This is a genomic window from Bifidobacterium callitrichidarum, assembly GCF_003129905.1.
Taxonomy (GTDB): domain Bacteria; phylum Actinomycetota; class Actinomycetes; order Actinomycetales; family Bifidobacteriaceae; genus Bifidobacterium; species Bifidobacterium callitrichidarum.
This window is the reverse complement of record NZ_QFFM01000003.1, coordinates 131711-155713: the sequence shown is the minus strand read 5'-3', so window position 1 is coordinate 155713 and position 24003 is coordinate 131711. Positions and strand designations below refer to the sequence as shown.

Genomic DNA, 24003 nt, shown 5'->3' with positions numbered 1-24003 from the left:
GTCACGCCTTCACATCATGCGTGAGCTTCAGTTGGCTGGTCGCATCCGGGTATTTGCGATGCCAGCGTTCCGTTTCCCTGATGAGCATGTGCGGGTTCGCCCATTGTGGTGTGCCGTCTGGTTGGAAGCGGATGATGCGCAAATGTTTCATCAAATGGCGGGGTACGAATCGGACGGTCAACCGTTGGTCGGCATCCTCGTACACGTAGAGGAGGCTCCGGCAGAGTGGCGTCCATTCGCCGACCCCTAGACGACGGCGCCCGTGGGAGTCGGTGTAGGCGTTGATGCGTGCGGCGACGGTGAGCATGTCGCCGATACGAATGTCCCCGGTGATGGGAGTGTCCGGGTGGCGGAGACCGTTGGTGGTGTCTTCCGGGTTCGTGTAATCGTTCTCGATATCCAACTGGTCGGCCATCAACCATAGGTGGGAGTCGATGGGGTCGGTGGTCGTGTTCGCGGCGATGGGGGAGATGGTCGGACTGATCATGCAGATGCGGCCGATTCGTCCGGCGACGGGTTCGAAGTCGGTGACCATGCCGGTCACGTATGTGCAGAGTGCGCCGGTCTTGTCTTTGTATCGGTTGTCTTGGATGAGTTTCAGTCGTTGGCTGTATGGGGTGATTGCGCCGAACCGTTGATGCAGGGTTTGATAGATGAGCTGGAGGCGGATGGCGTCGGTCTGCGTATTCAACCGGCGACGGTAACGCATGAGGGGCACCTGTTCGGTCAGGTCCTTGCAGCCGTCCTGTTCCTCAACGAAGCTTGAACCGTAGATGACCTTGTACAGGACTTGGTCGGTGTAGGTGATTTCCGGTTTCGCCTGCCGGGTGCCGGCGAGGCGGAGGATGCGCTGGTTGTCGTAGGGCAGTGGGGAGGTCATCTGTGAGTCTCCCCGGTTGGGGTGTTGGAACGCATGGGGCGGGGTCTCTTTTCCGTATCAAGATATTACGTGTGGACATAAACAGTATATCTCAATAATGCGGATGGAAAGAGAACCGCACAAGCGGCCGGGACGGCGAGCGCCGTCAACGGTTCGGAATGGTTTCCCGGTTAGTCCGTAGGGTTGTCAGCCGGCTTATCCTCGCCGTCTTCAGCCAAGGCTTTCCGTATCGCTTCGCACCCCTCGATGGCGGCCTGCGCACCGTACACGCCTTGGCCGGGCAGTTCCAATTCGTCCGATTCAGCCCATGCCGATAAGGCATCCCAACCATATTGTTCGTCCGGTTCGTTCATGGGAAAATTTTACCGGTCTCCCGTTTCTGGAGTGCGGGAGGCCGGTTTTGTGGGAGTCAGTTGTCGGCGATGTCGTCGCGGTTGATGCCCATCTGGTCGAGGGCCTCGTCCAAGGCGTCGTCAATCATATCGCTGTCGCACAGCATGTCGAGGAGGATGCCGCTCCATGTGGCGAGCAGTTCGTCACGCTGGTCGTCGGTGAGCTTGTTGGGGTCGATGGAGTGGTCGATGAGGGAGATGCGGTCGCACTGGTAGGCGATGGACGAGTTGGCGGCTTCGGCGTATTCGTCTACGCTGGGTTCGCCGTCCGTGTACTTGTCGAGCTGGTTGATGAACCCGTTGATGATGGTCTTGGCCATGTCGGTCAGGTTCATGTCGTCGGCGGCTTCGAGCAGGTAGTTCTTGTAGGCGATGTTCATGGGTTTCTCCTTTTGTTTTGCTCTATTCTGTGTGGACAATTACAGTATAGAATATTTGGAAATAAGACACGCCGTAAACTGCAAACGACATACAACGAACCCGGTTGCACGGAATGTCTCCGGCGAACCCATAAACTAGGCCACGTCCAAACAAAACAACGAAAGGACACCAATATGAAACTCAACAAAAACATCGAACTCGGCCTCGCCATGACCGCCTTCGCGAACATGAACCACCTCGACAAAGCCACCGCCGAAACCGCCATCCACGTCGCCCGCGAATACACACAGAAGAACTAGCCAAACAAAGCGGCGGACACCGCAAAACACATGGGGACAACGATGTCCCCGCCTTTTGACGGAAAACCTCCGGTCAGATGATATCGCAGTGAAGGTCAGAATAGTCCACCGAAATCTTATCCGGGTCGTCGCTTTTCTCGATACGCTCCAGTTCCGCGGCGATGCGTTTCCCGGTGTCCGATTGCACGAACTTGCTGAAGGTCGCTCCCGCACGGTACATGGCGCGCAGAATGTTCGTTTTGCTTTCACCTTCGTGCAATGCTTTCGCGCAGTTGAGCAGCATGTTCGCTTCCAATGCCTTGATGACGATTGCGGTGAGTCGGATTTCCGCAAGCCGGTGGCAGAGACCGGTTTCGTTGCTGATGTCGATTGCACCCCAGTCGATCTGGTCGAGGACATATTCGACGGTCTCATGGCCTGTCTTGCAAACGGAGTGCCACAGCTCCGGGTCGTTGGTAAGGTCTGTCGTCATGGCCTTGCGGTCGACTGTGGCGTGTCCCCTATTCGTCATGCCCATCAGTTCCAGCCCCCAATCTCGTCCAGCTCGTCCTCGCTGGTCTCATCGAAACAGTTCGGACACGGAGAGTATTTGATATATCGGCAGTCCGGGCTGTCGTATGACGCGAAGAACCGGGTGCCGCATTCGCGGCAGATGACTTCGACGGCGGTTTCGTTCTCGTAATCGTTCATGTACATTTGGGGTTCCTTTTAAAAGGGGCGGTGCGGCGGACCGCACCGCCCCGAAGTTCTTGTCTGGATATCAGCGGGTTTCGAGGGTGACGCCGGCCCAGTCGTCGTAGGCCTTGTCGATGGCGGTCTGGTCTACCGTCATGTGGGCTAGGTTGCCCCAGTTGGCGGCGGCATACCAGCCGAGTGCGGCGACGACGAATGCGTGCGCGGCCTTGCCGGCGTCGGGATAGTTCATGCGCATGGTCTGGATGCCGTGGATGGTCTGGAACATGTTCAATGCGTCGTACTCGTCGGGCTCGTAGTTGAGGACGTTTTCGACGGCGTGGCCGAGGGCGGTGAGGGCGAGGAGGCGGATGTGGTCGGGCTGTCCGTTGTCGGGCTTGCCGTGTTCGTTGTCGATGGCGGTGAGGAGCTGGTCTTCCTTGATGTTGTCGAGGGTGATGATATCGGTGGTGTTCATTTGGGCTCTCCTTTCGGGCTCTGTGGGTTTGCGCTGTTGCAACCTCTATTCTGTGTGGACAATTACAGTATATAGGAGAGGCAGAAGCGACACGCCGAAAACAACAAACAAAACCAAACTGAAACCAGCCACACGCTTCGGCGTGTCGGAACACGAGTTGTCCAGTTGTAATAGGCAGCAAGGCAAGGAGCCTTGCCGGCGAAGTCCACGCCGCAACCAAAAGGAGAAGACCATGAACAACCTTGAACAGCGTCACAACCTCATCCAGCAGGCCGCGCAACTTATCGAACAAGGTCAAGGCGTCGGCTACGGAATCGACATGACCGACACGGAGCAGCCATTGCGTGAAATCGGCGTCGTAGACGATTGGTGCCGACTTCAGATGATCGACGGCGAACAGGTTGGCAAACCGGAATTCATCCTGCGGGAACCCGGAGCATGGAGCATCGTCCCCAACGGCGAGCGCATCGACTGGGCGACATTAAAGCCGGTGCGGGAGTTCCTTGCGGGCCGTACGCCGGTTCTCGTGTTGATGGAGAATATGGCGCACCCGTATGAGAACTATGAGGAGTGGGAGGAGTTGTTGGACAACAATACGGGTATCCGCGTGTTCAGCGCGTGCTGCGGCCCGGAGGCGGCGGATATCATCGACCGTGGTTTCTCGGGTTTCTTCTACTGACGTTTGTTGACTGGTTGGCCGGCTCGTTTTCGGGCCGGCTGTTTTGTTGTTTTCGGCGTGTCCTCCGCACCATTCACGTATACTGTAAATGTCCACACAAAATGGCTGGTTGCAGCAGCCGACAAAACAGGAGAGAGAACATCATGAACCAGCCCGCCGCACAGGCCAAACAAATCACGGAAACCCTCCGCGCGCAAAGCGGAATCAACAGGCTCGACGGGCCCGAGCAGCTTGTGGCCCTCGCCGCAGCCGGCCACGCATGGGAAACCCATTCGGCCACCGCCGCGCGACTCCGGGACGTCATGTCGTCCGACGATTACGACGGATACTGCGGCGGAATCATTCCTAAGGATATCGACTGCGACGGTTATGAGATCGGCTGGCTGATGAGCCGAAGCGGTATCACGTTCACTGACGCGGATACGGGCGACACCATCGATGGTGAAAACGTCACGCTCAACGCCGACACCGTGGAACACTATCGGTTCGTATTCCTCGGAGACCCCGCCGAAGACGCCGACATGACACCATATGACAAACGGTATGCGCCGCTCGCATGGACGGCAATCGGACTTATGGCGGTACGCGACAAGACGTGGAACGTCGAAGTCTCCGACAAGGATACTGAGGAAGCCGAGAACGGACGCTGGGGATACGGTTCGCTCGTCGCGGGCAGGGCTTGACAAGCCAAGTCACCTGTACAGTCTCCTGAAATATACTGGCATGGAGAATCGGCTGCTAGCAGGCGCCCGGAATTCTGATGGATTCTTGTTGCTGGAACAGGCGTCTAGCCTTTGGCGGTGGTGGTTAACATGGCCGCACCTCTGAAAAGTGGTGTCATGGTCGAACCGTCCGATAGTTTCCGGGAGGCGAACGTTTCCTCGGATTCGTCACGGCAGAAGACGGAAACAACGATTCTCACCCAAGCTTGGATAATCGGAGGAAACATAGGTTCCTACGACTGAGACGGGTTCCTATGATGAGGGAGGTGACTGGGTTGCGTTTCAACGGCGAAGAACGTCTTGAGTCTGAGAACGCCGCCCTGCTTGCCTTGGTCGAATGCTGCGAACGGTCTGACACATGGTCGTCGTTGACCAACGAATGCTTGGTTGAAGGCAGCGCCATTCGCGTGCTTAAGCATCGTATGGACCCGTCGCATAATCCGCTTCGCGAAGGCGAATACATGCCGGGGATCGGGCAGGGCGTGCTGTTTGATATGCCGGACATATCCTCCGTCGAATACGCGGCGAAGGCGCGTGTCGCATGGAATCAGGCCAAGCGGCAGATTGCGCAATGGCGTGAACAGGGGCTTGATTTGGTCTCCGTGTTCGACAATCGGTTTCCGTTCCGGTTGCGTTCGGTCGTGGATGTGCCGCCGTTCCTATTCGCCAAGGGAACCCTGCTGGCGGATGATCCGGGCGTCGGTGTTGTCGGTTCGCGTAAGTGTTCTCCGGACGGCGCCCGGTTCGCCTGCGACACGGCCCGCATGCTATGTGAACGCGGGTTGACGGTGGTTGCGGGACTGGCCGAAGGCATCGATTCGTATGCACACCGCACGGCATTGGAATTAGGCGGGCGAACGGTGGCGTTCATCGGCACCGGTATCAACCGCTGCTATCCGCCGTTTAACCGCGAACTACAACGGAGCATCGAACAGCGGGGACTGATATTGTCCCAATTCTGGCCCGACAGTCCGCCGACCAAACAGGCGTTCCCCATGCGCAACGCCTTGATATCCAGCTATAGTCTAGCCACCGTGATCGTAGAGGCGTCAGAACATTCCGGCACCCGTATCCTCGCCAGTCAGGCGCAACGGCAGGGACGCCCGCTGATTTTCCGCGACACCGTATTGGAGAACACCGCATGGGCGCGCGAGTGATTTACCTCGCCCTGAAGGGCGAGGCTTCCAGGATTGGTTCCTTGTCCTTGTTCTGATAGTTTGGGCGATGCTTTTTCGGGGATGTGACGGGAAATGGTCCGCGATGGGATTCCTTTCGTCTTGCGGCGAATGGATTGGTACTGCTCCCATCGTTCGGCATCGTTGGATGCTTCCCGTTCCGGTATGTCTTCTCGACGTTCCGGCCCGACCCTGCTAATCACACAGGGGCTTGTTCAATTATGGTGTTGATTTTTCTCTTGGACCTTTATTCGTTCGGCTGGTCGTGGTCCGTGAGAATTGTCCTGTCGACCGGCTGGTGGAGTGTTCAGATCGAACCGTATGGTCCGACCGGGATGCTCCGATCCTGATATAGTTCCTGACGGGTGAGTGGACGCCATGAGAGGATGATCATGTTCCCTGCGGCGTGTGGGTCGCGTCGTGCCGTGTAGTCACAGTAGGCGCACCGGTAGGTTTCCCTGCCAGGCGGATGCTTGGTGCGGCGGCCGCAACGGGGACACCATGCGGTGGTCGGCTGCCATTGGTCCAGCATGATCGTATGCTCGTCCTGTTTGAATTTCGCGTACAGGCGGCCGAGGATGCCGTGCTGGATCTTCCGGGAACCACGGGCCTGCGATGTCTTGCGCTTCCATTTGCTGATCTGTTCGTCCTGCACGTACAGGGTCGCGGCTTTCGCATGCAGGTCGTGGAACGCCTGGTCGGCCAGGGCTTTCCGTTGCCGGGCTTCCTTCAGGTATTCGAGTCGGAGCACATGCAGCGCGTCCCACCAGCCCGACGAGTATTTGCTGCGCCGGGCGAATTGGCGGGCGGCTTTCTTCAACCGTAGTGATTCAGGTACGTATTCGTTGACCGTTTCCCCGTTGCTGAGCGTGAGCTGATCCGTCTGTCCGGCGTCTATCCCCAGTTTGGAACCGTCCGCCGGCGTGTGGTGGAGGATCGATTCGCGTGCGTTGCGTCTGGCCTCGTACTGGTCGGTGTCCTCGTATGTGGTGACTGCGAGGTAATACCCGTCCTCCCTGTGCAGGAGTTTCGCGTTCGCGTATTCGACCGGCTTGTTCTCGAAGCCCAGGAGCGCGTCCAACCGGACGGTCAGGGAACGGTCCGTATCATGGTCTGGGTTCAGACGGGATGCGCCTTCCAGATGGAGTTTCCCGGGAACATTCTGGATGCGGACCGTGTCGGGCCCTGCGAACCGGTAGGTCTTGCCGAACTGTTTCAACGGGATCTCCGCGACTTCCTTGCGGTATTTGAGTCGGCCGAGTTTCGGGGGTTTGCGCCCCTCTTTGATCGCCTTGTCCCGTTTCGCCTTCATCGCATGGATCGCGTCCTTGCATTCCTGCAATAAGCCCTGTTCCATCTGCCGGCTCAACGCGATGATCGGACGATCCTCCAGAATCCACTCGTCCCGCTCGTCCTTGCAGCGCACCGGGACCGTGTTGCCCTTGATCTCATACTGGAACAGGTCGTCGGACGCGATGATGGAGTTCACGAACCATTTCGCCTCCAGGAACATGCGACGCAAAGCCTCGCGCTGCGTGGCGGAGAGTTTCGACTGGTCGATCTTGCAGGTGACCACCCGGCAGGATTGGGTTTGGCGACGTTCCTTGGTCGCCTTCCTTGAAGCCTTGATCTTGTTGTTTCGCGCCTTGACGTCAAGCATTCGCGTCCGCCTCCTTTCCTGTGTTGGAATGATCCGATATGGTCGGGCTCCCCTTGCCCTTAGCTCCTATTATACTTGGTCTCATGGATAAAAACAATGAGATACGCAAAGGAAGGCACTGCCTTTATGACCTCAAAGCACATTTGGTCTTCGTCACCAAATACCGGTACAACGTGTTCACCGACGAGCATCTGAAACGCATGGAGAAGATCATGCGCGACGTATGCTCGGACTTCGGTTGCGAACTCGTGGAATTCAACGGCGAAACCGACCACGTGCACCTCATCGTCTCATACCCGCCCACGACACAACTCTCCACACTCATCAACAGCCTCAAAGGCGTCTCCAGCAGACTCCTACGCAAGGAATACCCGGACCTACGAAAAAGATACTGGAACAACACAAAACTCTGGAGCCCCAGCTACTACGCCGGATCATACGGCGGAACAACCACAGAACAAATCAAACAATACGCGCAAAACCAAAACAGACCCCACTAACCCCGCCCTGAAGGGCGGAGCCATCTCCAACAAGGTATCAAACCTCGTGGTTCGAGCGCCGCAGCTTTTCAACCGTAGCTTCGAGGAGAACAACAAGCTGACCGCCGAATGGGCTTGCGAGATTCAGGAACGGCTGGAGGGCTCCGATCTGGAACGGCAGGCGCTCGATGCGGTATTGGCGAAGCACGGCCTGACCGCCGCCGACATGGAAGCGAAGAACTATCACAACCGGTAACAACCGCTGATGCAGGACGTTCCACCTTCACGGTGACGTCCTGCATTTTTATGCCGAAAAAAACCAGAAGGATAATTGACTCCAGTAGTCCGTTCGGCGTGTCGGAACCGGGTTTGTCCGGTTACTTAGGGCGTAAGGGAAAATCCCTTACCGGCGAGTCCACCGCCGCAGAACCTAAAAGGAGAAGATCATGATCAACCAAGCCTACAAGCACTATCTGCTGGAAGCTGTCAAGGAGAACGTGCGCAGCAAGCATAACCGTGAAATCATTACCCGTTTCATCGAGCAACTCGACAGCGAGCGTGGCTCGTCCGAGCCGAGCGTGTTCGCGTATGGTGCCGCCAGTGGCGCGCATGTGGTGACTGTTCGTACGGCGCGTCAGGTTGCCGACCAGGGTTCGCAGTTCGAAGGGTTGGCCGACGATCAGCTGGACAGTATCGCCGAGGATTGGGCGTGGAACCTGCGCTCCGGGTTGGAGGATTCACCGTTGGATGCGAAGGCGTTCGCCGACGCGACTGCATACAACGGTTACGGCGAGACTGAGGAGTTCTAGTCTCGGCTAAACGGTGAGGGGCGGTTCTCCGGGCCACTCCTCACCCCGTCTTCCTCGTTTCCGTAGTCCAATGGTGGCTGGTTGCATTCCTTGCGTAGTAGCATGACGTCGCGTACAGCCTGCCGGTAGTTCAGGTAATACCCGTATGGCAGGTTCGTAAGCATGAACCAGTATCCGTCGTCGGTTTCAACGATGATCCGATATTTCACCGCCCGGACCACGGGTCCATTGTCGGGCTTGTATCGGTGGGCTACGACGGTGGCGGTCAGCCAGCCGAGCAATGGGTCTGGGAAGCGGGCCATGCCGACCGGGTTGACGACGATCGTACCGCCATCGACATGGCCTTCCATGTGACGGAGGTAGTTCGCAAGATGCTGGCCCGTTTTCGTCTCCTCGCGATTCGGAATGGATAGGTTATCGCCGCTCCCATGATGATGGGGCCGGCCTTACAGTGAGTCGAAGTATTCCATCAGTTCCTTGACCGAGTGGAAGCTGTGCGCGTATTCGCCTGCCTTGGCCTGTCGGCGCGCTTCGGTGTTCAATTGTTCCTCCGACTCGTCGGCCGGTTCATCGGTGCCCGGATCATCATCTGTCGGCTTATTCATTGCCTATCCTTCCTGCGGATACGGAAAACCGGGCGACGGGAAAACCATCGTCCGGTAGAAAAAAACTGTCAGTCAGTCGACCCATTCCGGGTCGTCGTTGAAATACTTGGCCATGCGCTCGCCGTAATGGTGCATGATCGCGGTGGTGCCCAACACGGTGGACAGGATGAGGAACAGGGTGTTCCAACCGGCTCCGCTGGTGGTCATGAGGTAGAGGCTGAGGGTGGCGAGCAGGGTGAGGGTGAGGTCGAGGATGTTGCGGGCGGTGTTGATGTTCATGGTTCTCTCCGTTTGGTGGCGGGCTCTATATTGTGTGGACAGCTACAGTATATGTCAGGCGAGGAGACGACACGCTAATATTCTGAAAATCCGTACAAGAATCAGCATTGGCCGGAAACGCTCCACAATGGAACCGCCCGGACCACACCGGGCCAACACCGTCAAACCGCGCCATTCCAACGCCCTCAGACGGCGATCTCTCTTGCAAGGAGCATCATGACACCAAGAAAAACGTTGCGGGGGGGGGGCTTGGAAAACAAGCCCGCCGGTCCGCCGAAACCAAGCAGACAGCGAGCGCTCGCCGACTGCCCTACCTGTTAACTTCGCTGGCCCTGACGTTGGCGTTCTTCGGCATATCCGCGCCGCCGGCGTCCGCCGAGCCGTGCGACGCTTCGACCAACTGCGAGGTGAACTACACGCTGTGCGACGGCGCCTACAGTAGTGGGGGCTGTCCGAGTAAATACGGATACCGGTGGAGTTGCTACACCGAGCTGACCGCGTGGAGTGCGGGTGGTACGTCCGGGTCCGGTGCCAAGAACTACGGGCGTAGGGTCTGTACCTCATACTCCATCATGGATACCTATACGGCCCGGCTTGAATTCAACGCCAACACCAAGGACACGGTGGGGAACATGCCCTCAGATATGAGTTATTCGGTGCGTGACGTGAGTGCTTCGGCGGCTGGCTCGCACTACTTCACGATTCCCTCCAACAGGCCGACCCGTGCCGGGTATGCGTTCAAGGGATGGGCGACGACATCCAAGGGCGGGGTGGAATATTCACCCAATGACGGCATTTCGGTCAGATACGACCGCACCGTGACCCTGTACGCCGTATGGTCTGAGGACAACCCGCCGACCATCGAAGGCGCCACGGACAAGACCATACCGTTCGGATCCAAATTCGACCCCGCTGCCGGAGTGAAGGCGACGGACAAGGAGGACGGGGACATCACCTCCAGGATGACGGTTATCGGCAAGGTCAACACCGGCACGGCCGGCAAATACATGTTGACCTACGTGGTTCAGGATTCCGCCGGCCATACCGTCTCGGTCAAGCGGGTGATCACCGTCAAACCGGAGGATAGGAAGCCGACCATCAATGGTGCGGATGATAAGACGATTCTCACCGGTACCGCGTTCGATCCGAAGAAGGGCGTGACCGCCACCGACCCGGAGGACGGGGATATCACGTCGAGGCTCAAGATCACCGGCAGTGTGAAGACGGATAAGCCCGGCAAATACACGCTCACCTACACTGTCACCGATTCGGGCGGCAACACCGTGACCGTCACGCGAGTGATCACCGTGCTGGCCGGTGCGAGCAAAATGCCGTCGACCGGCTCCAACACCTACGTGATACCGCGCCTGGTCGCATTGGGCGCATTGACCGTATCCACCTGCATCGCGGCGTTCGCCAAACTGCACGCTTCCGTCAGATAACCCGCCTGCAAGTCATGTGACAACAGGGAAGCCACGTGTTCTCTCGGAACACGGGGCTTCCCTGTTGTCACATCCGAACTAACCCTTACGCCAGAATGTGCCATCCAGTTGGACTGGTGGCACCGGGTTCTGTTCCCGTACCAGTTCGATGAGCCGGTTCACCTCGGCTTTCGGGAGCTCCACCCAGTCGTTGGTGCCTTCCGCGGAGGCGACGGCGTATGGGATGCAGCCGAGTGGAATGCGTTTCAGTGCGTCCTTGTACAGCCATTCATGTGCCGGGTCCAAGCCGAGTTTCCTCTGCTGTCGGATGTACGGGGCGTCGTCCCATGGTCGGGTGACGGTCAGTTCGAACCTGTGGCGGGCGTCCAGGTCGATGCCCCACATCTCGGACTTCTCCTCGCTGCAACCGCCTTCCCGGTTGGTGAAGGCGTTGACGCATTTGACGGGGAGGCGGCGGCGGTGGCGCACATGTCGAGAAGCCTGGTCTTTGCTATTAGTTGTCAAACGCATAGCTTTTTATGGTCTTTCGTGTTATAATAGTGGGTATGAAGTTATCCGAATACGCGCGTAGGCATGACATCAAGTACCGTGCCGCATGGGAGCGTTTCCGCAAGGGGCGTATCCCCGGCGCGTACCGTGACGAGATCGGCACGATCATCGTCCCCGACGAGCCAGAGGGCGTGAACCTCAACAACGCGGCCATATACGCTCGCGTATCCGATCCGGGGAAACGGTTAGACCAGCTGCCCGCCCAGCAGAAGCGCATGGAGGATTGGGCCATCGCCAACGGGTATCGGATCGTCGCGTCGGTCGGAGAGGTCGCGTCCGGCGTGAACGACCGGCGTCGCCGTCTGTCTGCCCTGTTGAAGCGGGATGATTGGGGTACGCTGATCGTGGAGCACAAGGATCGGTTGACCCGGTTCGGTTTCAACTGGTTCCTCCTTTTCATCGAACAGCAGGGGCGTCGGATCATCGTGGTGAACGAGGCTTCGGATGACCGTTCGGATCTCATGCAGGACCTGGCGGCCGTACGCAAACTGACAGGCATCGACCCCGTGAGGGAGGTGGACGCGGATGCCAGCGAAAACTGACATGGCGTACACCGCCTACGAGACCGATATGCCGATAAACCAGGGCAAGGCCGAGAAAATCAAGGCCATGCTCCCCCTGTGGCAGGTCGGCATGAAACGAACCATGTGCATCCTCTCCCACACCCTGCTCACGGAAGGCAAACTGCCCCGCTGGACCGACACGAAAGAGTGGGACGACCGCCTGTCGCAACGCCAATGGAATTCCGTGACCCGCCAAGCCAAGGGCATGATGGACTCGTGGATGGGCTTGAGACAGAACGACTTCAAACGCATCGTCTCCCACAGCAAGCTCGACACGGAAACCCGCCACCGGTTGTACAAGATCAACAAACGGCGCGCATGGTGGGAGCCCGTGGACGACGAGGACCACAAGCTCGCCCGCAGGATCATCAAACACCTGCGCAAACGCATCCCATTCCCCGATCCGGCCAGATGCAGGACGATGGTCATGGACGGCAAGATCGCCGAAATCCAACCATCCCATATGGGCGGCGTCTACTATTACTGGGCGCGCGTCAGCACGCTCGAGAAGAACAAGCCCCTGTACGCGCCGCTGGCTATCCACTCCAACCTCGAACAGCATCTGAACCCGGATGATCCGGAGAACCTGTGCAACCAACTGCAGGTCAGAGTCAACGAGGACGGCACGCTCACCACGCACCTGATGACCGCACGCCCGAAAGCCGCGCCACGTGAAACCGGGAGCATACTCGGCCTGGACTGGGGGATGAAAAGCCTGTTCGCCACCAGCGACGGACGCCTCTACGGTTTAAGCCTGTTCGCATGGCTGAAAGCCCGCGACAACGAGCTCACGAACCTCACGCGGGAACTCGGCCACGCGCGCATCCCGTACAAGCGGTCCAGACGATACCGGAACCTCAACCGTCGCATACGCGAACACGTGACCAACGAAGTCAACCGCGTCCTCAACCTGATCGCCGACCAGCAGGTACGCGAACTCGTCGTCGAAGACCTCGACTTCCGCCACGGCGGACTCAGCAAACCATTGAATCGGATCGTCACCAGAGCCGGACGGCACGCCGTCCGCATGAAACTCGACCGCCTCAACCAGATCCGAGGCGTCACCATCATCCGCATCAACCCCGCATACACCAGCCAGGAATGCCCCCGATGCGGATACACGAGCCCCAAGAACAGACCCGACCAAGCACACTTCCACTGCCAATGCTGTGGACACACCAACAACGCCGACATCGTCGCCGCCAACAACATCAAGGCGAGACGTTCCCGCCCCGAATACTGGCGATGGATCGGCAAACAAAACATCCTGGACCGACTCCGCAAGGAGCATGCCCAGCGATGCCCGGACAGGATCCACTGCCCGGATCACGCCGAACGGAGTACGGCTCTTCCACGCCAGCGCAACAGCCAGGGGCGACTGACACGGGGATACAAGAAAGTAGCGTAGGGATAAACAACTGCGCACAATCATACTCCTGCACGTAGATGTTGCCAGCACCGTCATCCGGGGGAACATAAGTGCCGGAATCATCCGTCACCGCATCCCCGGTCGTGCAGCCGGCGAGCGTCAACGGGATCACGCACAGGAGCGTGACCGTGGCAAGCCGTCTTCGCATATCAGTCGCCAAGGTTAACCTCCGGAACACTGTCCGTGTCGGCCGGCGCCTGATACTGGGGAGCTTCTCGAAGCCGAACACGCCGGCCACGAGGTTCGCCGGGAACGAAGTCACCTTCCGATCATACGAGTTCACCGCGTCGATGTACCGTTTGCGTTCCACGCTGATACGATTCTCACTACCCTCCAACTAGGTCATCAACGCCTTGATGTTCTGGTTCGAGCTCAAGGTCGGATAGTTCTCATGGATCGCGTTCACCAGGATCGACGTCTGCTCGCCGAGCTTCTGGTCGGCGGCCAGCTTCCCGTTCGCATCAGACGCGCTCGCATACGCCTTGCGCGCGTCGGCGATCGCCGAGAACACCTTCTCCTCGTGCTTCATGCTGCCTTTGACCGCATTGGTGAGGTTCGGTATGAGGTCGTGCCGGCGTTGCATGACGTTCTCGACTTGGCTCCATTTCGCGTCAACGTCCAAGCGGGCGGAGTTCAGGGAATTGTAGAGGCCACCGAATACGGCGGCGAGGATGCTGATCACGGCCGCTACGGCGGCCAACGGTTTCCAATGTTTATTCATACCCGGGAGCGTATTGGTTTCCGACGTGATGGCCGGCGTCCGGACGAATCGCCCCCCTCATGGCTTCCGGGCGTCGGGAATCGTTGGAATCATTGGAAGTTACAATATTTTTATCTATGTTGTAATTGGAATGTAACTTAGACAAAAAGACTGTAACTTGGTGGTTCCATCCAATAGGGGGTGCTTTCCGATGGTCGATCCGACCGGATACCTGACCGGAATATACGGCCGTGACGTCGCAGTGTCACCGGTGCGGGATATGAGGAGACGACTGCCTCTGTACCTGTCCTCCCGACGCCGATTCCGCACGATGAGCCTCTACGGCGTCAGGTTCCTGATCGTGGAGGAATCCATCATACGGTTCAACGCCAAGGAACTGCATCGCGATGCGAGACAACTGGAGGAATACACCGGGCTGCCGGTCGTATACCTGTTCCCATCCACGACCGCATACCAGCGTCGCACGATGCTCGAAAAGAACATCCCCTTCATCATCGACGGCAGGCAGATCAACATCCCCCGACTCGCCTCAAGCCTCACCAGACTCCCGGAAACCCCCGAAAAGGAATCCGAACTGCTCTCACCAATGGAACAGCAGACATGGCTCTACCTGCTCTACCACGGCCAACCCATCCAACAATCCGCGCTCGCCGAACGACTTGACGTGCCACCCGGATACATCAGCCGAACCGCCAGCCGACTCGAAAACCTCAGACTTATCACCCGCACCAGGCAGGGACACAACGCCTATCTCGAACCCAACACCAGCGGTATGACACGAATCCAACTCCTCAAATACTACTGGGACATACTGCGACCGCCCATCCTCCGCGCGGACATCCTGACCGGACCCATAACACCGCCCATGATCACCGCGGGCGAAACCGCGCTCGCCGAACGCACCATGCTCGCCAATCCTCCGCGCCGCACCTATGCGGCTCCTCGGGGCTGGTACAAAACCCACCGGGACGATTATGTCCGATACCGGGAGCAGGACCAGCTCGTACCTGCTACCGCGTTCGTACTTGAGACATGGCGATACGACCCCCATCCGCTCGCCAACGCATGCGGACAACCCGGCTTGGCCGACCCCATATCCGTGGCGCTCTGTTTCAATGGGCACCCCGACGAACGCATCCAGCAATCCGTCGAACGCATAATCGAAGACCTCACCGACCGGTGGAAGGAACGGTAATGGGCGTAGGATTCGTTATTCGTGGAGTCCTTTGGAAATCCCTTTCCGGGATGGTGTGAACCGTTGTGCCGTAAGGTTTCCCGACATTTAAGTTACAATGGAATTACTATGTTACAATGGTATTGTAACTTAAGAATATGATTGTAACTTAGATTGTTCGGGAGAGTGTGTGATGGATACCGGGAAGACCGTCGAATACCTCGAACGCGAGTTGAAGGTGCCGGTCGAGCAGGAGAACGGCGGGCGTGTCCTGACGGGGATTCCGATGTTCCTCAAGATCCGAGGCCCGGTCCCGGTCACCGTCGGCGGCTACAAGCTCGTGTTCGCCAAGGGAATGAACGGACGGTTCGACATCGAGAAGCTGAAGCGCGACGCGGGGCAGCTGACCAGACGCACGGGCCGTCCCGTGGTCTTCGATTTCGAGAAGGTGTCCACCTACCAGCGCCGGACGCTTTCCGAGCAGGACGTGCCGTTCGTGGTGGCGGGCCGGGAGTTCAGGCTCCCGTTCATGGGCGTCGTCTACGCGGACAACCCGTTGGACGCGCCCGACGACATCGAACGACTCACGCCGAACGAACAGCTGGTGTTCCTGTACCTGCTGTACACGAACCGCACCATGCAGCAGCAGGAGCTTGCGGATACCTTGGGGGTTCCGGCCGGGTACGTCAGCCGCGGCGCGAAACGGCTGGAACTGCTGGGGCTCGTGACACGATCCACTAAAGGCCATCGCGCCTACCTCAAGGCGAATGTGGGTGAGGGGACGCGGGCCGGTCTGCTCGACAAGGCGTGGCCCATGCTGCGCACCCCGATAATGCGGACCGACGTCGCGGTCTTCGACGGGAAGCCCGATGAGGGGCTCCACCTGGCGGGGGAGAGCGCCCTGTCGGAGCGCACCATGCTCGGCGAACCCTACATGGCGAGCTATGCCACGAACCGCGCATGGGTCAAGGCCAACCGTCAGCGGCTGACGTTCTACCGGAAGGACTACCAGATACCACCGGGCACGGCGTTCAACCTGGAGACATGGGGCTACGATCCCGAGCCACTCATCAGGGTCTACGGGCGGGACGGCATGGCCGACCCCCTGTCGGTGATGCTCTCGCTGAGGGACCATCCCGACGAGCGCATACAACAGGCCATCGAAACGAACCTTGACGACATCAGGGAGGAATGGGACACGAATTGACTAACGGACTGGAACACCTCGCGCAGGCATTGGAAGGATACGGGGACTCGTACGTCATCATCGGCGGCACCGCCTGCTCGCTCGTGCTGGACGAACAGAAGCTTCGGTTCAGGGAGACCAAGGACCTCGATATGGTCGTACGCTACGAGCAACGGCTCCGTGAATTCAGCCGCATCCTCTGGAAGTACATCGGGGAGGGCCATTACGCCTCCATGGAGCAGAGCAGCGGCCGCCCGCACTTCTACCGGTTCGCAAAACCGGCCACACCGGGTTACCCGAAGATGATAGAACTGTTCTCACCACACCCGGACTACCCCATACGCCCCGACTCGGCCATCGCACCATTGCATATCTCGGACGACATCTCCAGCCTGTCCGCGATCGTCCTGGATGAGGATTACTACCGGCTCATCCAGCAGAGAAGAGAGACCGTGGACGGGTTGAGCGTCCTCAAGCCCGAATACCTCGTCCCCCTCAAAGCCAAGGCCTGGCTCGACCTGACCGAACGCAAGACCATGGAACTCGCCGGCGACGGCCCGCACGTGGACGGCAAGAACATCACCAAGCACCGCAACGACATCTTCCGTCTCGCTCCCGCCATCGAAGACGATACGCGGATCGACATCGGCGAGCGCCCACGCGAGGACATGAGACGGTTCATCGAAGCCATGCGGGGCGTCGACATGCCATTAAAGCAGCTCGGCGTGGACATGTCCCAGGGGCAGGTGCTCGAATTGTTCTCCGCCATATACCTGTGACCGACTGCTCCCATGTGGCTGCGGAGTGGTTCCTTGCACACGTCTCCGCAAAACCCGTCCCCATCCCCCGAACCGGACAGGGAAAAGACGGCGCCGGCCATCATGGCCGGCGCCAATCCCGTCAGTCGCAATGGTCTTCCATGTAACCTTGCACGTAGTCTTCGGGTTCCATGAGCATTGCGGACCCCATGCCGGGGCTCATGGTGATTGAGCATGATGCGCGGCCGCTGGTCGGCTGGAATACGCGGATGCGCTTGCGGGGAATGGGCTGGCCGCAGAAGTGGTCGTCGCCGGTTAGTTGGGGGCGAGCATAGCAGCCGCCGGGATAATTGGGATCACCGTCGATGAGGGTGTTGATCTGGCGGATGGTGCAGGTCTTGCCGGAGGGACTTACGGAGACGACCTCGTAGAAGTCGTTGTTGATGGTGTCATAGCCCCAACGGCAGTGGAAGACATCTCCCACGTGAACCCAGCCGGTCGGGTCGATGCCTGTGAATGGCTTGCGACGGGATTCCTCTCCCACGACGCGCACATGCTCGTAACGGCAGGTGAGACCGACACCGGCCCATGTGTGATTGAGCCAGTGCTCGACGCCGCGGCGTGTAGCCCATTCCTTGTCGATGGCTTTGATCCATTCGCCGGTCTTGGTCTTGTATTCGACGGTAAGCATGTTCTCTTCTCCTTAGTGGCTTGTGCGCTCTATCTATTCTGTGTGGACAATTACAGTATACGATTTAGGGGATTGAGACACGACGAAACGTTACGGGGGTAAGCATATTCGCGTTCGAAAAAAAGACAGCGAGCGCAGGACATGACGGGGCGAGTGTGATTCAGTAGACCGGCAATGCGGTCTTGGGTTCCACCAACTGGCCCGCCGGCTGGAGGCTGGCGCATTCGGCGATGTCGTCGCCCAGTTCGCGGGCGGCGCGTATGGTGATCGTGCCGTTCGCGCGGAAGTCGCCGATGGTCATGTGGTGGATCAGGTTCCGGGGTACGTGGTAGAGGCCCATGCTCCTGTCCGATCGTTCGAACCCGTAGATCATGGCCGCGCTCATCGGGTTCCATTCGCCGACGCCGAGACGCAGGCGTCCCTTCGAGTCCCTGTAGGAGCGGATGCGTGCCGCGACGTTGATCATGTCGCCGATATGGAGTTTCTCGTCGTGGAGCGTGTTAAGGAACCGGTCGTCCGGGTTCGCATAATCGAATCCGGAGCGCATGTCACGGATCATCAGCCACAGGTGCGAGTCGATCGGCTGCTGGTATGTGAAGTCGAAGTTGCGGGAGACCATGGGGGACATGAGACAGATCCGGGTGATGATCCCGTCATGCTCGTGGTAGTCGCAGACCGTTCCTATCACGTAGGTGCACAACGCGCCCGTACGGTCCGCATACCGGTTGTCCTCGATCATCCGGAGACGCTGGCTGTACGGTGTCCTGCACGCATACCGCTCGTACATGGCCCGGTATTCCATCTGCAGTGTCGTCACGTCGTCGCTGTCTCGGATACGCCATTCCCGGGTCACGAGCGGCAGTCCCTTGGAATAGTCGGTCCCATGTTCTTTGGAGTAGACCATACGGACGCCGGCCTTGCTCGTGAGCTGCAGATCGACGCCCCTGTATATGGGAGCCTTCTCCAAGGGCTTGTCGGCGAGACCGAGGATCGTGCCGGCGCTCATGCCGGCGAGCGGCCATGACGGGCTGATGGTTCCCGTCGTGTTCACTGGAATCGTCTTACGGTATACGGTGTTCATGCTGTGCTTCTCTCTGTTCTGCCGGACGGCCGGCATATATTGTGTGGACGATTACAGAATATATTCAATATGGTTGCGACATGCCGAAGCCCGGCAAAGAGAAAAGAAGAACACAGCCAATATATGCTAAGCGGACACGACACGAACACGATGGAAGAGAATCGGCATGGAGAAACCATCAACCAACCGGGACAAAGAAACCGGCAAACACCGAAACGTGAGCGACTTCCGCAGTCTGGAGGAGTACCGACAATACGAGTACCTACGCCGGATACTTGATGACTATCCACTCGACCTGATCCGTCGCAAAGGACTGGAACGGATACCCCGCATCAGAACGAAAGTCAACGGCGACTATTACCAGCGGCTTGTCAATGATTGGGAGAGCGCGTTGACCACCGACAGTCGGGAACCACTGGACCGTATCGCAGATGACATAACCCAATACGGTATCGACATGCGGCAGATCACACCACTGTACGGAATAATGAACGCACAAGAGATACGACAACTAGTAACGGACACCCGCACCACATGGAACACACGACAATCAAACCAGTAAGATTGCGGACACGGGCGGCACGGTAGCCATCACAACAGGACGGCGATACGAATCGCAATCCTGCAGGAACCGAGAAGGATGGCTGTAGCCTACCGGTCAGGCCAAGCCGTTGAAAAACACGGAGACCGAACTTGCCCTATCAACCTCGGTTGGTACGGAACGCCGCACTATCTTCCATGGTGAGGACGATACGACTTTTAGGTATTGTCCTCACCGTATTTCGTATATAGGCGCTCGCAGGGTGCTCACGGCCATTCATTCCGCGAACAGCATGCATCATCCGGTCTTTTCGGAACACGAAACGACCTGCAAACAAAATGGTGGGACACCAACCGTCGAAACGGAAGGTATCCCACCAGTCCACAACAGCCAGCATGGGAGAAGAAAGGAAAAACCATGCGCCGTTCCTGACCAACCCCGACAGTGGAATCAATCAGAACCGACAATAATATTCTACCCGTTGACTTCCGAAGTCATATCCTCGCCGATGAACGTTTCCAAACCATCCGCAAGCATCCGCAAATGACGCGCGAGATTATGACGTGAACGCATGTCGAAACCATTATTCACACGCACCTCACCCAAATCACCTTTACCACAGATCGCAGTACACACGATTTCGGAATGACCCGAATGCAACAAGCCGACAACCACAGTCGGAATCACATCATACTCGGGGAGATATTCGTCCCCGATTTCAAGACTCTCCACTAGTACGCTCCTCACCAACCAATTCAAACCCACAAGTCTTCAAACCATCCGCCGTCACCAACGAACGCGAACGAACCACCGTCGTCAAACACTCCGCCACATAAATATTCGAACCACGCAACGGGTCAACCGGCAAAAACACATCACTAGAATCCGCACCATATTCATCACCGGAAACCACACGACCAGTAATACGCAACAACGCACCAGAACGATTCCGATACAACTCACCAACCGCAACCAACAACAACCACCCCTTAATCAAACAACAACAGCGCTCGCCGACTGTTCTTGCAGGTCGGCTAAATCCTTGAAGGCAAGTTCGGCGGCCTGTTCGCCAATCGTCGCATCATGATCGGTTATCAATCGGTCGAATACTTCCAAGGCGTGACTCTTGCCGCCACCGTAGGTGTCGATATATCCGGTGACGAAGATACGACGCAATTCACTCAGAGAATCCATTACTTACCGTCCTTCCGATACGGGTTCGGTTGATCGTAGGATTCCTTTGCCGCGTCCCACGCTTTTTCCATCATCCGACGATCGTGTTCCTCAATCCAACGATGGAACTGGTTGATGAACCGTAGTCTGTACCAGACGGGATTATTCCCATCCATGAATTCCGCCAAGGGAAGTCGGCCACTCATCATGGACACGTACGCTTCGAGAATATCGTGATCCTCGGGCACATAAGCGCTGTCGGACAACGGGTCAAGCCTGGTTTGCATCGTTGTTTCGCTCATTCTGTTCCTTTGTTCTTCAATTGTTCGATACTGCGATTCAACTGGTCTCGCAGGTTCTCAATGTCGCGGATCACTTCACCGGTCGGTGTCATCGAAGCCAGATCGGCTTCGAATTCGTTGAACGTTTGTTCCGATGGGATACTCCATTGGGGCATGAAGAACCCGTGGTCGTTCAGGATCTTCGCCAACCGTTTGTACGCTTCGGCCTTTTCTTGCAACTCCTGCTGGTATTTCGGTTCGACCTGGTGTTCCAACTGTTGCAACCGTCGCGCCATTTTCGACCCTAATGTTTGGCCGATGTTCTTCATCGTCGTCTTTTGGTCGACATAGTCCTGTGCGGACTTGAAATGGCCCCAACGGTTGGTCGCACTGTTGAATTTCACGTCCTGCGTCAGTGCTTTCAACAGTTTCTTCGTGATCTGGCTCGTATCCGTGCCGGGAGCATCGTATTCCGGCTTACGCCGATATTTCACCTCATGCGTTTTCGGTTCATACCACATAAGTCCGATACCATCCGGAACCTCACTGCGGTCAATCATCTTGCGCGGACACACCAACGTCAATGTGTCACAATATTTCCGGTACAGCGTGTACTTACTGTCACGCAGGAAATCGGAACGGCTGATCTTCACCTCGAACCCGTGAATCCACATGTTGCCGTATGACCATTCCAATGCGACGCCATCCAAACGGAGTTCGCCGACCGGATCGGTCACACTGATTTCAGGCCAATACCCGTTACCGGTACGCCGGTATCTGTCCATTAATGCGACGCCGATATCGAACGCCGTCACCTTGCGTACCGGTTGTTCCGGTATCAGCGTCGCATCATCAACCATTGTTTTCACGGTCATGCGCCGAACGTCTCCGGAGTCTGCGGAATACCCAACGTGCGTAGATCATCATCGGTCAACGCGGAAATGCAATCCACGCCCATACCGTTCGGCATGCCGGATTCGAAACGCGGGTTACCGGCCGCGTCACTGATGTCACCGAACATGCGACAGAACAGGAGCGTCTGCAAACGAGTCTGCTCCGCCAACGCATAAGTGGCCGCGGCCTGCATGTATGCGGCCCGCTCCTGTTTCTTATCCATGCATGTGGCGACTGCGCGCAGGCAATCCTGTTCACGTTGCGTGTAGACGCTCAACGCTCCGAATCCTCCTCATCTTCGATGTCGTACAGGTCGTCGTCATCGGGATCATCGAACTCGTCGTCGGATTCGTCGCTTTCGACATCATCCAGCAGTGCGCGCAACGCTTCGTCCAGCTTATCGAGTCTCGCCTCGATTTCACCGGCCTTCGTGTATGCGTACTCCAGATCCTCTTCCTCGACGACGGTGCTCGTCAGGTTGGCTTGCGCGTTCAACGCTTCGGTCGCGATATCGCCGAATAGGCGTGCGATTTCCAACTGGCGTTCGATGGGATTGTTGATGTTGTCTTCGTAGTCGTTCATCGGCGTGGACCTTTCTGCTTGTGGTTTTCCTTGTTTAGAAATTCCTGTGCTTCCTTGTCGAGGAGTTCGGCCGCATGCTGCACTTCGTACTCTTCGATGTAGTTGTAGAGTTTCCCATCCGTGTTGGTCGGATCGGGGTGTATCAGCGCGATTTCATGGTTTTCGACGAGGACGTGACAGTCCATGCCGGTTTTCGTGGCGAAATATCCGGCGTAGATGAGCGCGCGTGACACGGTGGATAGGTCGGTGTCTTGGATCGTGTTCCCGTATTTGAGTTGTATTCTGCTCACTGTTCCTCGATTCCAACCTGTTCGCTTTCCCGGATCAACGGCAGATAGGACGCATCATGCGCATGCGATTGATGCGGGTGAATGATTGCAACCCGCTTCCAATCCACGAGCACGACGCAGGTTTTATTCACCCGGTTCGCCATGAATCCGGCGGTCAGCAACGCCATTCCCATGTCCTGTTCCCCGGATTCGAACACTTGTCCGTTGATCCGGAACCGTATTTCGTTGCTCATCGGTTGCCCGCATCATTCAATAATGGTCGCAGCCTGTCGGCGATGAGAACAGTCAACTGTTCCGGATTCAAACCATCCGTGTTCACGCGAACGTCGAAATCCATGTAATCGTCCGCCGCGGTTTCGCTGATATGCGTGAACGCATGCAAATCCGGCAGATGATGGTCACGATTCAACAAGCGGCGTGCACGCGCCGCCGAGGAAGCATCCAAACGGACGACGTAACCGCCGAGCTTGTGGATCATGTCGAGTTCGTTCGGATAACGACAGTCGGTAACCATGACCGGTTGTCTCATGTTCTTCCGATACGATTCAGCGAACCTGTCGCACCAGTAGGAATCATCATCCTCACGCTGGTGTTCGCCCCACAGTTGCAGGACGGTGCGCATCGTATTGCTCCGATCATGTGCATCCTTGATTACGCCGGTTTTCACCGGTTTCTTCAACATGTCGATGATGTTCGTCAACACCGGGTCAGACGGGAGTATCGCCATGGCCATCAGATCATCCGCACGGATCACGTGGATGAAACCGTTCACTTCCGCGCGCAACGCATCCGCGAACGCCATATGCTTCACACCCGTATAACCGAGTTCGCGCATGACGCGCGGTGCGAGCGTATCCTTGCCCGCACCCATTTTCCCCGAGAAGCCGATAAGAACGTTCACTGTTCGCCTCGAATCCTGAACCCCATTCCACGTAGGATGTCGCGGCCTTTCGCGGTCGCGGTGATCGTATCCATCACATGATTGCGCTGCAACAAGCCTTCATTGACGAGCGGTGCCGCAATGGTCTTATCCATGCCGGCGTCGACCACGTACCCGTTTTCCGCGATACGCCGCAACAGGTTCACCTGTCGGACACTGAAACGGAAACCGTTCCATTGGACAAGAATCTCACGCACG

General features: G+C 57.6%; 38 protein-coding genes and 1 pseudogene. 14 read left to right on the top strand and 25 right to left on the bottom strand.

The genetic code is table 11. From position 1 onward, the window contains the following. Position 1 precedes the first annotated feature (1 nt). The 3 genes from DF196_RS02370 to DF196_RS02360 form a co-directional block, all read right to left on the bottom strand. Complete coding sequence (locus tag DF196_RS02370) at positions 2 to 880, bottom strand: hypothetical protein (RefSeq protein ID WP_109056336.1); 879 nt, start codon at positions 878 to 880, stop codon at positions 2 to 4. Between the two features lie 170 nt (positions 881 to 1050). Beyond that, complete coding sequence (locus DF196_RS02365; RefSeq protein WP_109056335.1) at positions 1051 to 1233, bottom strand: hypothetical protein; 183 nt, start codon at positions 1231 to 1233, stop codon at positions 1051 to 1053. Between the two features lie 56 nt (positions 1234 to 1289). Next, complete coding sequence (locus tag DF196_RS02360) at positions 1290 to 1652, bottom strand: hypothetical protein (RefSeq protein WP_109056334.1); 363 nt, start codon at positions 1650 to 1652, stop codon at positions 1290 to 1292. A gap of 174 nt (positions 1653 to 1826) precedes the next feature. On the opposite strand from DF196_RS02360, the gene DF196_RS14020 reads away from it, so the two are divergent. Next, positions 1827 to 1952: a hypothetical protein gene (locus DF196_RS14020; RefSeq protein ID WP_277745214.1), complete on the top strand. Its 126-nt coding sequence runs from the start codon at positions 1827 to 1829 to the stop codon at positions 1950 to 1952. A 73-nt stretch (positions 1953 to 2025) separates the two neighbouring features. On the opposite strand, the gene DF196_RS02355 is transcribed toward DF196_RS14020, so the two are convergent. From DF196_RS02355 to DF196_RS02345, 3 genes are all read right to left on the bottom strand, one after another. Continuing rightward, positions 2026 to 2463: a hypothetical protein gene (locus DF196_RS02355; protein ID WP_146194677.1), complete on the bottom strand. Its 438-nt coding sequence runs from the start codon at positions 2461 to 2463 to the stop codon at positions 2026 to 2028. Positions 2464 to 2468: 5 nt separating this feature from the next. Then, complete coding sequence (locus tag DF196_RS02350) at positions 2469 to 2648, bottom strand: hypothetical protein (RefSeq protein WP_109056332.1); 180 nt, start codon at positions 2646 to 2648, stop codon at positions 2469 to 2471. 64 nt (positions 2649 to 2712) lie between these two features. Continuing rightward, positions 2713 to 3102, bottom strand: coding sequence for a hypothetical protein (locus DF196_RS02345; RefSeq protein ID WP_109056331.1), 390 nt, complete (start codon positions 3100 to 3102; stop codon positions 2713 to 2715). A gap of 232 nt (positions 3103 to 3334) precedes the next feature. Between DF196_RS02345 and DF196_RS02340 the strand changes: the two genes are divergently transcribed. From DF196_RS02340 to DF196_RS02330, 3 genes are all read left to right on the top strand, one after another. Next, on the top strand, positions 3335 to 3781 hold the full coding sequence (locus tag DF196_RS02340; protein ID WP_109056330.1) for a hypothetical protein: 447 nt from the start codon (positions 3335 to 3337) through the stop codon (positions 3779 to 3781). Positions 3782 to 3924: 143 nt separating this feature from the next. Next, positions 3925 to 4464, top strand: a complete 540-nt coding sequence (locus tag DF196_RS02335; protein ID WP_109056329.1) for a hypothetical protein — start codon at positions 3925 to 3927, stop codon at positions 4462 to 4464. A gap of 305 nt (positions 4465 to 4769) precedes the next feature. Then, complete coding sequence (locus DF196_RS02330; RefSeq protein WP_241519545.1) at positions 4770 to 5660, top strand: DNA-processing protein DprA; 891 nt, start codon at positions 4770 to 4772, stop codon at positions 5658 to 5660. 325 nt (positions 5661 to 5985) lie between these two features. Here DF196_RS02330 and DF196_RS02325 read toward each other — a convergent pair whose 3' ends face one another. Continuing rightward, a complete protein-coding gene (locus DF196_RS02325) occupies positions 5986 to 7338 on the bottom strand; it encodes a zinc ribbon domain-containing protein (protein ID WP_109056328.1) in 1353 nt (450 codons plus the stop codon). A gap of 83 nt (positions 7339 to 7421) precedes the next feature. Between DF196_RS02325 and tnpA the strand changes: the two genes are divergently transcribed. From tnpA to DF196_RS02310, 3 genes are all read left to right on the top strand, one after another. After that, positions 7422 to 7838 carry an IS200/IS605 family transposase gene (tnpA, locus tag DF196_RS02320; protein WP_109056359.1) on the top strand — a complete coding sequence of 139 codons (417 nt, stop codon included), beginning with the start codon at positions 7422 to 7424 and terminating at the stop codon, positions 7836 to 7838. Between the two features lie 46 nt (positions 7839 to 7884). After that, positions 7885 to 8073, top strand: a complete 189-nt coding sequence (locus DF196_RS02315; RefSeq protein WP_109056327.1) for a hypothetical protein — start codon at positions 7885 to 7887, stop codon at positions 8071 to 8073. A gap of 190 nt (positions 8074 to 8263) precedes the next feature. Beyond that, positions 8264 to 8626, top strand: a complete 363-nt coding sequence (locus tag DF196_RS02310; protein WP_109056326.1) for a hypothetical protein — start codon at positions 8264 to 8266, stop codon at positions 8624 to 8626. Here DF196_RS02310 and DF196_RS02305 read toward each other — a convergent pair. From DF196_RS02305 to DF196_RS02300, 3 genes are all read right to left on the bottom strand, one after another. After that, positions 8623 to 8976, bottom strand: coding sequence for a hypothetical protein (locus DF196_RS02305; protein WP_109056325.1), 354 nt, complete (start codon positions 8974 to 8976; stop codon positions 8623 to 8625). The two genes, DF196_RS02310 and DF196_RS02305, sit on opposite strands and share 4 nt — an antisense overlap. 96 nt (positions 8977 to 9072) lie before the next feature. Continuing rightward, on the bottom strand, positions 9073 to 9231 hold the full coding sequence (locus DF196_RS13400) for a hypothetical protein (RefSeq protein WP_158276249.1): 159 nt from the start codon (positions 9229 to 9231) through the stop codon (positions 9073 to 9075). A gap of 72 nt (positions 9232 to 9303) precedes the next feature. After that, positions 9304 to 9510, bottom strand: coding sequence for a hypothetical protein (locus DF196_RS02300; protein WP_109056324.1), 207 nt, complete (start codon positions 9508 to 9510; stop codon positions 9304 to 9306). A 572-nt stretch (positions 9511 to 10082) separates the two neighbouring features. On the opposite strand from DF196_RS02300, the gene DF196_RS02295 reads away from it, so the two are divergent. After that, positions 10083 to 10952, top strand: coding sequence for an immunoglobulin-like domain-containing protein (locus tag DF196_RS02295; protein ID WP_109056323.1), 870 nt, complete (start codon positions 10083 to 10085; stop codon positions 10950 to 10952). A 78-nt stretch (positions 10953 to 11030) separates the two neighbouring features. Here the strand turns inward: DF196_RS02295 and DF196_RS02290 are convergent, their stop codons facing one another. Continuing rightward, a complete protein-coding gene (locus tag DF196_RS02290) occupies positions 11031 to 11462 on the bottom strand; it encodes a hypothetical protein (protein WP_146194676.1) in 432 nt (143 codons plus the stop codon). Between the two features lie 35 nt (positions 11463 to 11497). On the opposite strand from DF196_RS02290, the gene DF196_RS02285 reads away from it, so the two are divergent. Both DF196_RS02285 and DF196_RS13650 read left to right on the top strand, forming a co-directional pair. After that, positions 11498 to 12043 (top strand): IS607 family transposase, encoded by a 546-nt coding sequence (locus DF196_RS02285; RefSeq protein WP_158276248.1) that lies wholly within the window; start codon positions 11498 to 11500, stop codon positions 12041 to 12043. Further along, the gene (locus DF196_RS13650) at positions 12027 to 13472 is read left to right on the top strand and encodes an RNA-guided endonuclease InsQ/TnpB family protein (protein ID WP_109056320.1); all 1446 of its coding nucleotides are present in this window, start codon (positions 12027 to 12029) and stop codon (positions 13470 to 13472) included. The genes DF196_RS02285 and DF196_RS13650 overlap by 17 nt, the downstream gene beginning before the upstream one ends. A gap of 286 nt (positions 13473 to 13758) precedes the next feature. Here DF196_RS13650 and DF196_RS13755 read toward each other — a convergent pair. Then, a pseudogene (locus DF196_RS13755) lies at positions 13759 to 14076 on the bottom strand (LemA family protein); the annotation flags it as partial. Positions 14077 to 14404: 328 nt separating this feature from the next. Here DF196_RS13755 and DF196_RS02270 point away from each other — a divergent pair. From DF196_RS02270 to DF196_RS02260, 3 genes are all read left to right on the top strand, one after another. After that, complete coding sequence (locus tag DF196_RS02270; RefSeq protein WP_109056319.1) at positions 14405 to 15409, top strand: MarR family transcriptional regulator; 1005 nt, start codon at positions 14405 to 14407, stop codon at positions 15407 to 15409. 172 nt (positions 15410 to 15581) lie between these two features. Then, positions 15582 to 16595 (top strand): MarR family transcriptional regulator, encoded by a 1014-nt coding sequence (locus DF196_RS02265; protein ID WP_109056318.1) that lies wholly within the window; start codon positions 15582 to 15584, stop codon positions 16593 to 16595. Beyond that, on the top strand, positions 16580 to 17353 hold the full coding sequence (locus tag DF196_RS02260; protein WP_146194675.1) for a hypothetical protein: 774 nt from the start codon (positions 16580 to 16582) through the stop codon (positions 17351 to 17353). Before DF196_RS02265 ends, DF196_RS02260 begins: the two co-directional genes overlap by 16 nt. Positions 17354 to 17474: 121 nt before the next feature. Here DF196_RS02260 and DF196_RS02255 read toward each other — a convergent pair whose 3' ends face one another. After that, entirely contained in the window at positions 17475 to 18023 is a 549-nt protein-coding gene (locus DF196_RS02255) for a hypothetical protein (RefSeq protein WP_109056316.1), read from the bottom strand. A gap of 160 nt (positions 18024 to 18183) precedes the next feature. Then, a complete protein-coding gene (locus DF196_RS02250; RefSeq protein WP_109056315.1) occupies positions 18184 to 19104 on the bottom strand; it encodes a hypothetical protein in 921 nt (306 codons plus the stop codon). Between the two features lie 166 nt (positions 19105 to 19270). On the opposite strand from DF196_RS02250, the gene DF196_RS02245 reads away from it, so the two are divergent. Next, positions 19271 to 19666: a hypothetical protein gene (locus DF196_RS02245; RefSeq protein WP_109056314.1), complete on the top strand. Its 396-nt coding sequence runs from the start codon at positions 19271 to 19273 to the stop codon at positions 19664 to 19666. Between the two features lie 453 nt (positions 19667 to 20119). On the opposite strand, the gene DF196_RS02240 is transcribed toward DF196_RS02245, so the two are convergent. The 11 genes from DF196_RS02240 to DF196_RS02195 are packed head-to-tail and all read right to left on the bottom strand — an operon-like array spanning position 20120 to position 24002. After that, the gene (locus DF196_RS02240) at positions 20120 to 20377 is read right to left on the bottom strand and encodes a hypothetical protein (protein ID WP_109056313.1); all 258 of its coding nucleotides are present in this window, start codon (positions 20375 to 20377) and stop codon (positions 20120 to 20122) included. Further along, entirely contained in the window at positions 20364 to 20624 is a 261-nt protein-coding gene (locus DF196_RS13220; protein ID WP_146194674.1) for a hypothetical protein, read from the bottom strand. The genes DF196_RS02240 and DF196_RS13220 overlap by 14 nt, the downstream gene beginning before the upstream one ends. A 14-nt stretch (positions 20625 to 20638) precedes the next feature. Beyond that, positions 20639 to 20839 (bottom strand): hypothetical protein, encoded by a 201-nt coding sequence (locus DF196_RS02235; protein ID WP_109056312.1) that lies wholly within the window; start codon positions 20837 to 20839, stop codon positions 20639 to 20641. Then, entirely contained in the window at positions 20839 to 21120 is a 282-nt protein-coding gene (locus DF196_RS02230; RefSeq protein WP_109056311.1) for a hypothetical protein, read from the bottom strand. The genes DF196_RS02235 and DF196_RS02230 overlap by 1 nt, the downstream gene beginning before the upstream one ends. Beyond that, positions 21117 to 21974: an MmcB family DNA repair protein gene (locus DF196_RS02225; protein WP_109056310.1), complete on the bottom strand. Its 858-nt coding sequence runs from the start codon at positions 21972 to 21974 to the stop codon at positions 21117 to 21119. Before DF196_RS02225 ends, DF196_RS02230 begins: the two co-directional genes overlap by 4 nt. Next, a complete protein-coding gene (locus DF196_RS02220; RefSeq protein ID WP_109056309.1) occupies positions 21971 to 22270 on the bottom strand; it encodes a hypothetical protein in 300 nt (99 codons plus the stop codon). The genes DF196_RS02225 and DF196_RS02220 overlap by 4 nt, the downstream gene beginning before the upstream one ends. Then, positions 22267 to 22575 (bottom strand): hypothetical protein, encoded by a 309-nt coding sequence (locus tag DF196_RS02215; protein ID WP_109056308.1) that lies wholly within the window; start codon positions 22573 to 22575, stop codon positions 22267 to 22269. The genes DF196_RS02220 and DF196_RS02215 overlap by 4 nt, the downstream gene beginning before the upstream one ends. Beyond that, positions 22572 to 22865, bottom strand: coding sequence for a hypothetical protein (locus DF196_RS02210; protein ID WP_109056307.1), 294 nt, complete (start codon positions 22863 to 22865; stop codon positions 22572 to 22574). Before DF196_RS02210 ends, DF196_RS02215 begins: the two co-directional genes overlap by 4 nt. Continuing rightward, positions 22862 to 23098: a hypothetical protein gene (locus DF196_RS02205; RefSeq protein ID WP_109056306.1), complete on the bottom strand. Its 237-nt coding sequence runs from the start codon at positions 23096 to 23098 to the stop codon at positions 22862 to 22864. Before DF196_RS02205 ends, DF196_RS02210 begins: the two co-directional genes overlap by 4 nt. Beyond that, positions 23095 to 23766: a hypothetical protein gene (locus tag DF196_RS02200; RefSeq protein WP_146194673.1), complete on the bottom strand. Its 672-nt coding sequence runs from the start codon at positions 23764 to 23766 to the stop codon at positions 23095 to 23097. Before DF196_RS02200 ends, DF196_RS02205 begins: the two co-directional genes overlap by 4 nt. Then, on the bottom strand, positions 23763 to 24002 hold the full coding sequence (locus tag DF196_RS02195) for a hypothetical protein (protein WP_146194672.1): 240 nt from the start codon (positions 24000 to 24002) through the stop codon (positions 23763 to 23765). The genes DF196_RS02200 and DF196_RS02195 overlap by 4 nt, the downstream gene beginning before the upstream one ends. Position 24003 lies beyond the last annotated feature (1 nt).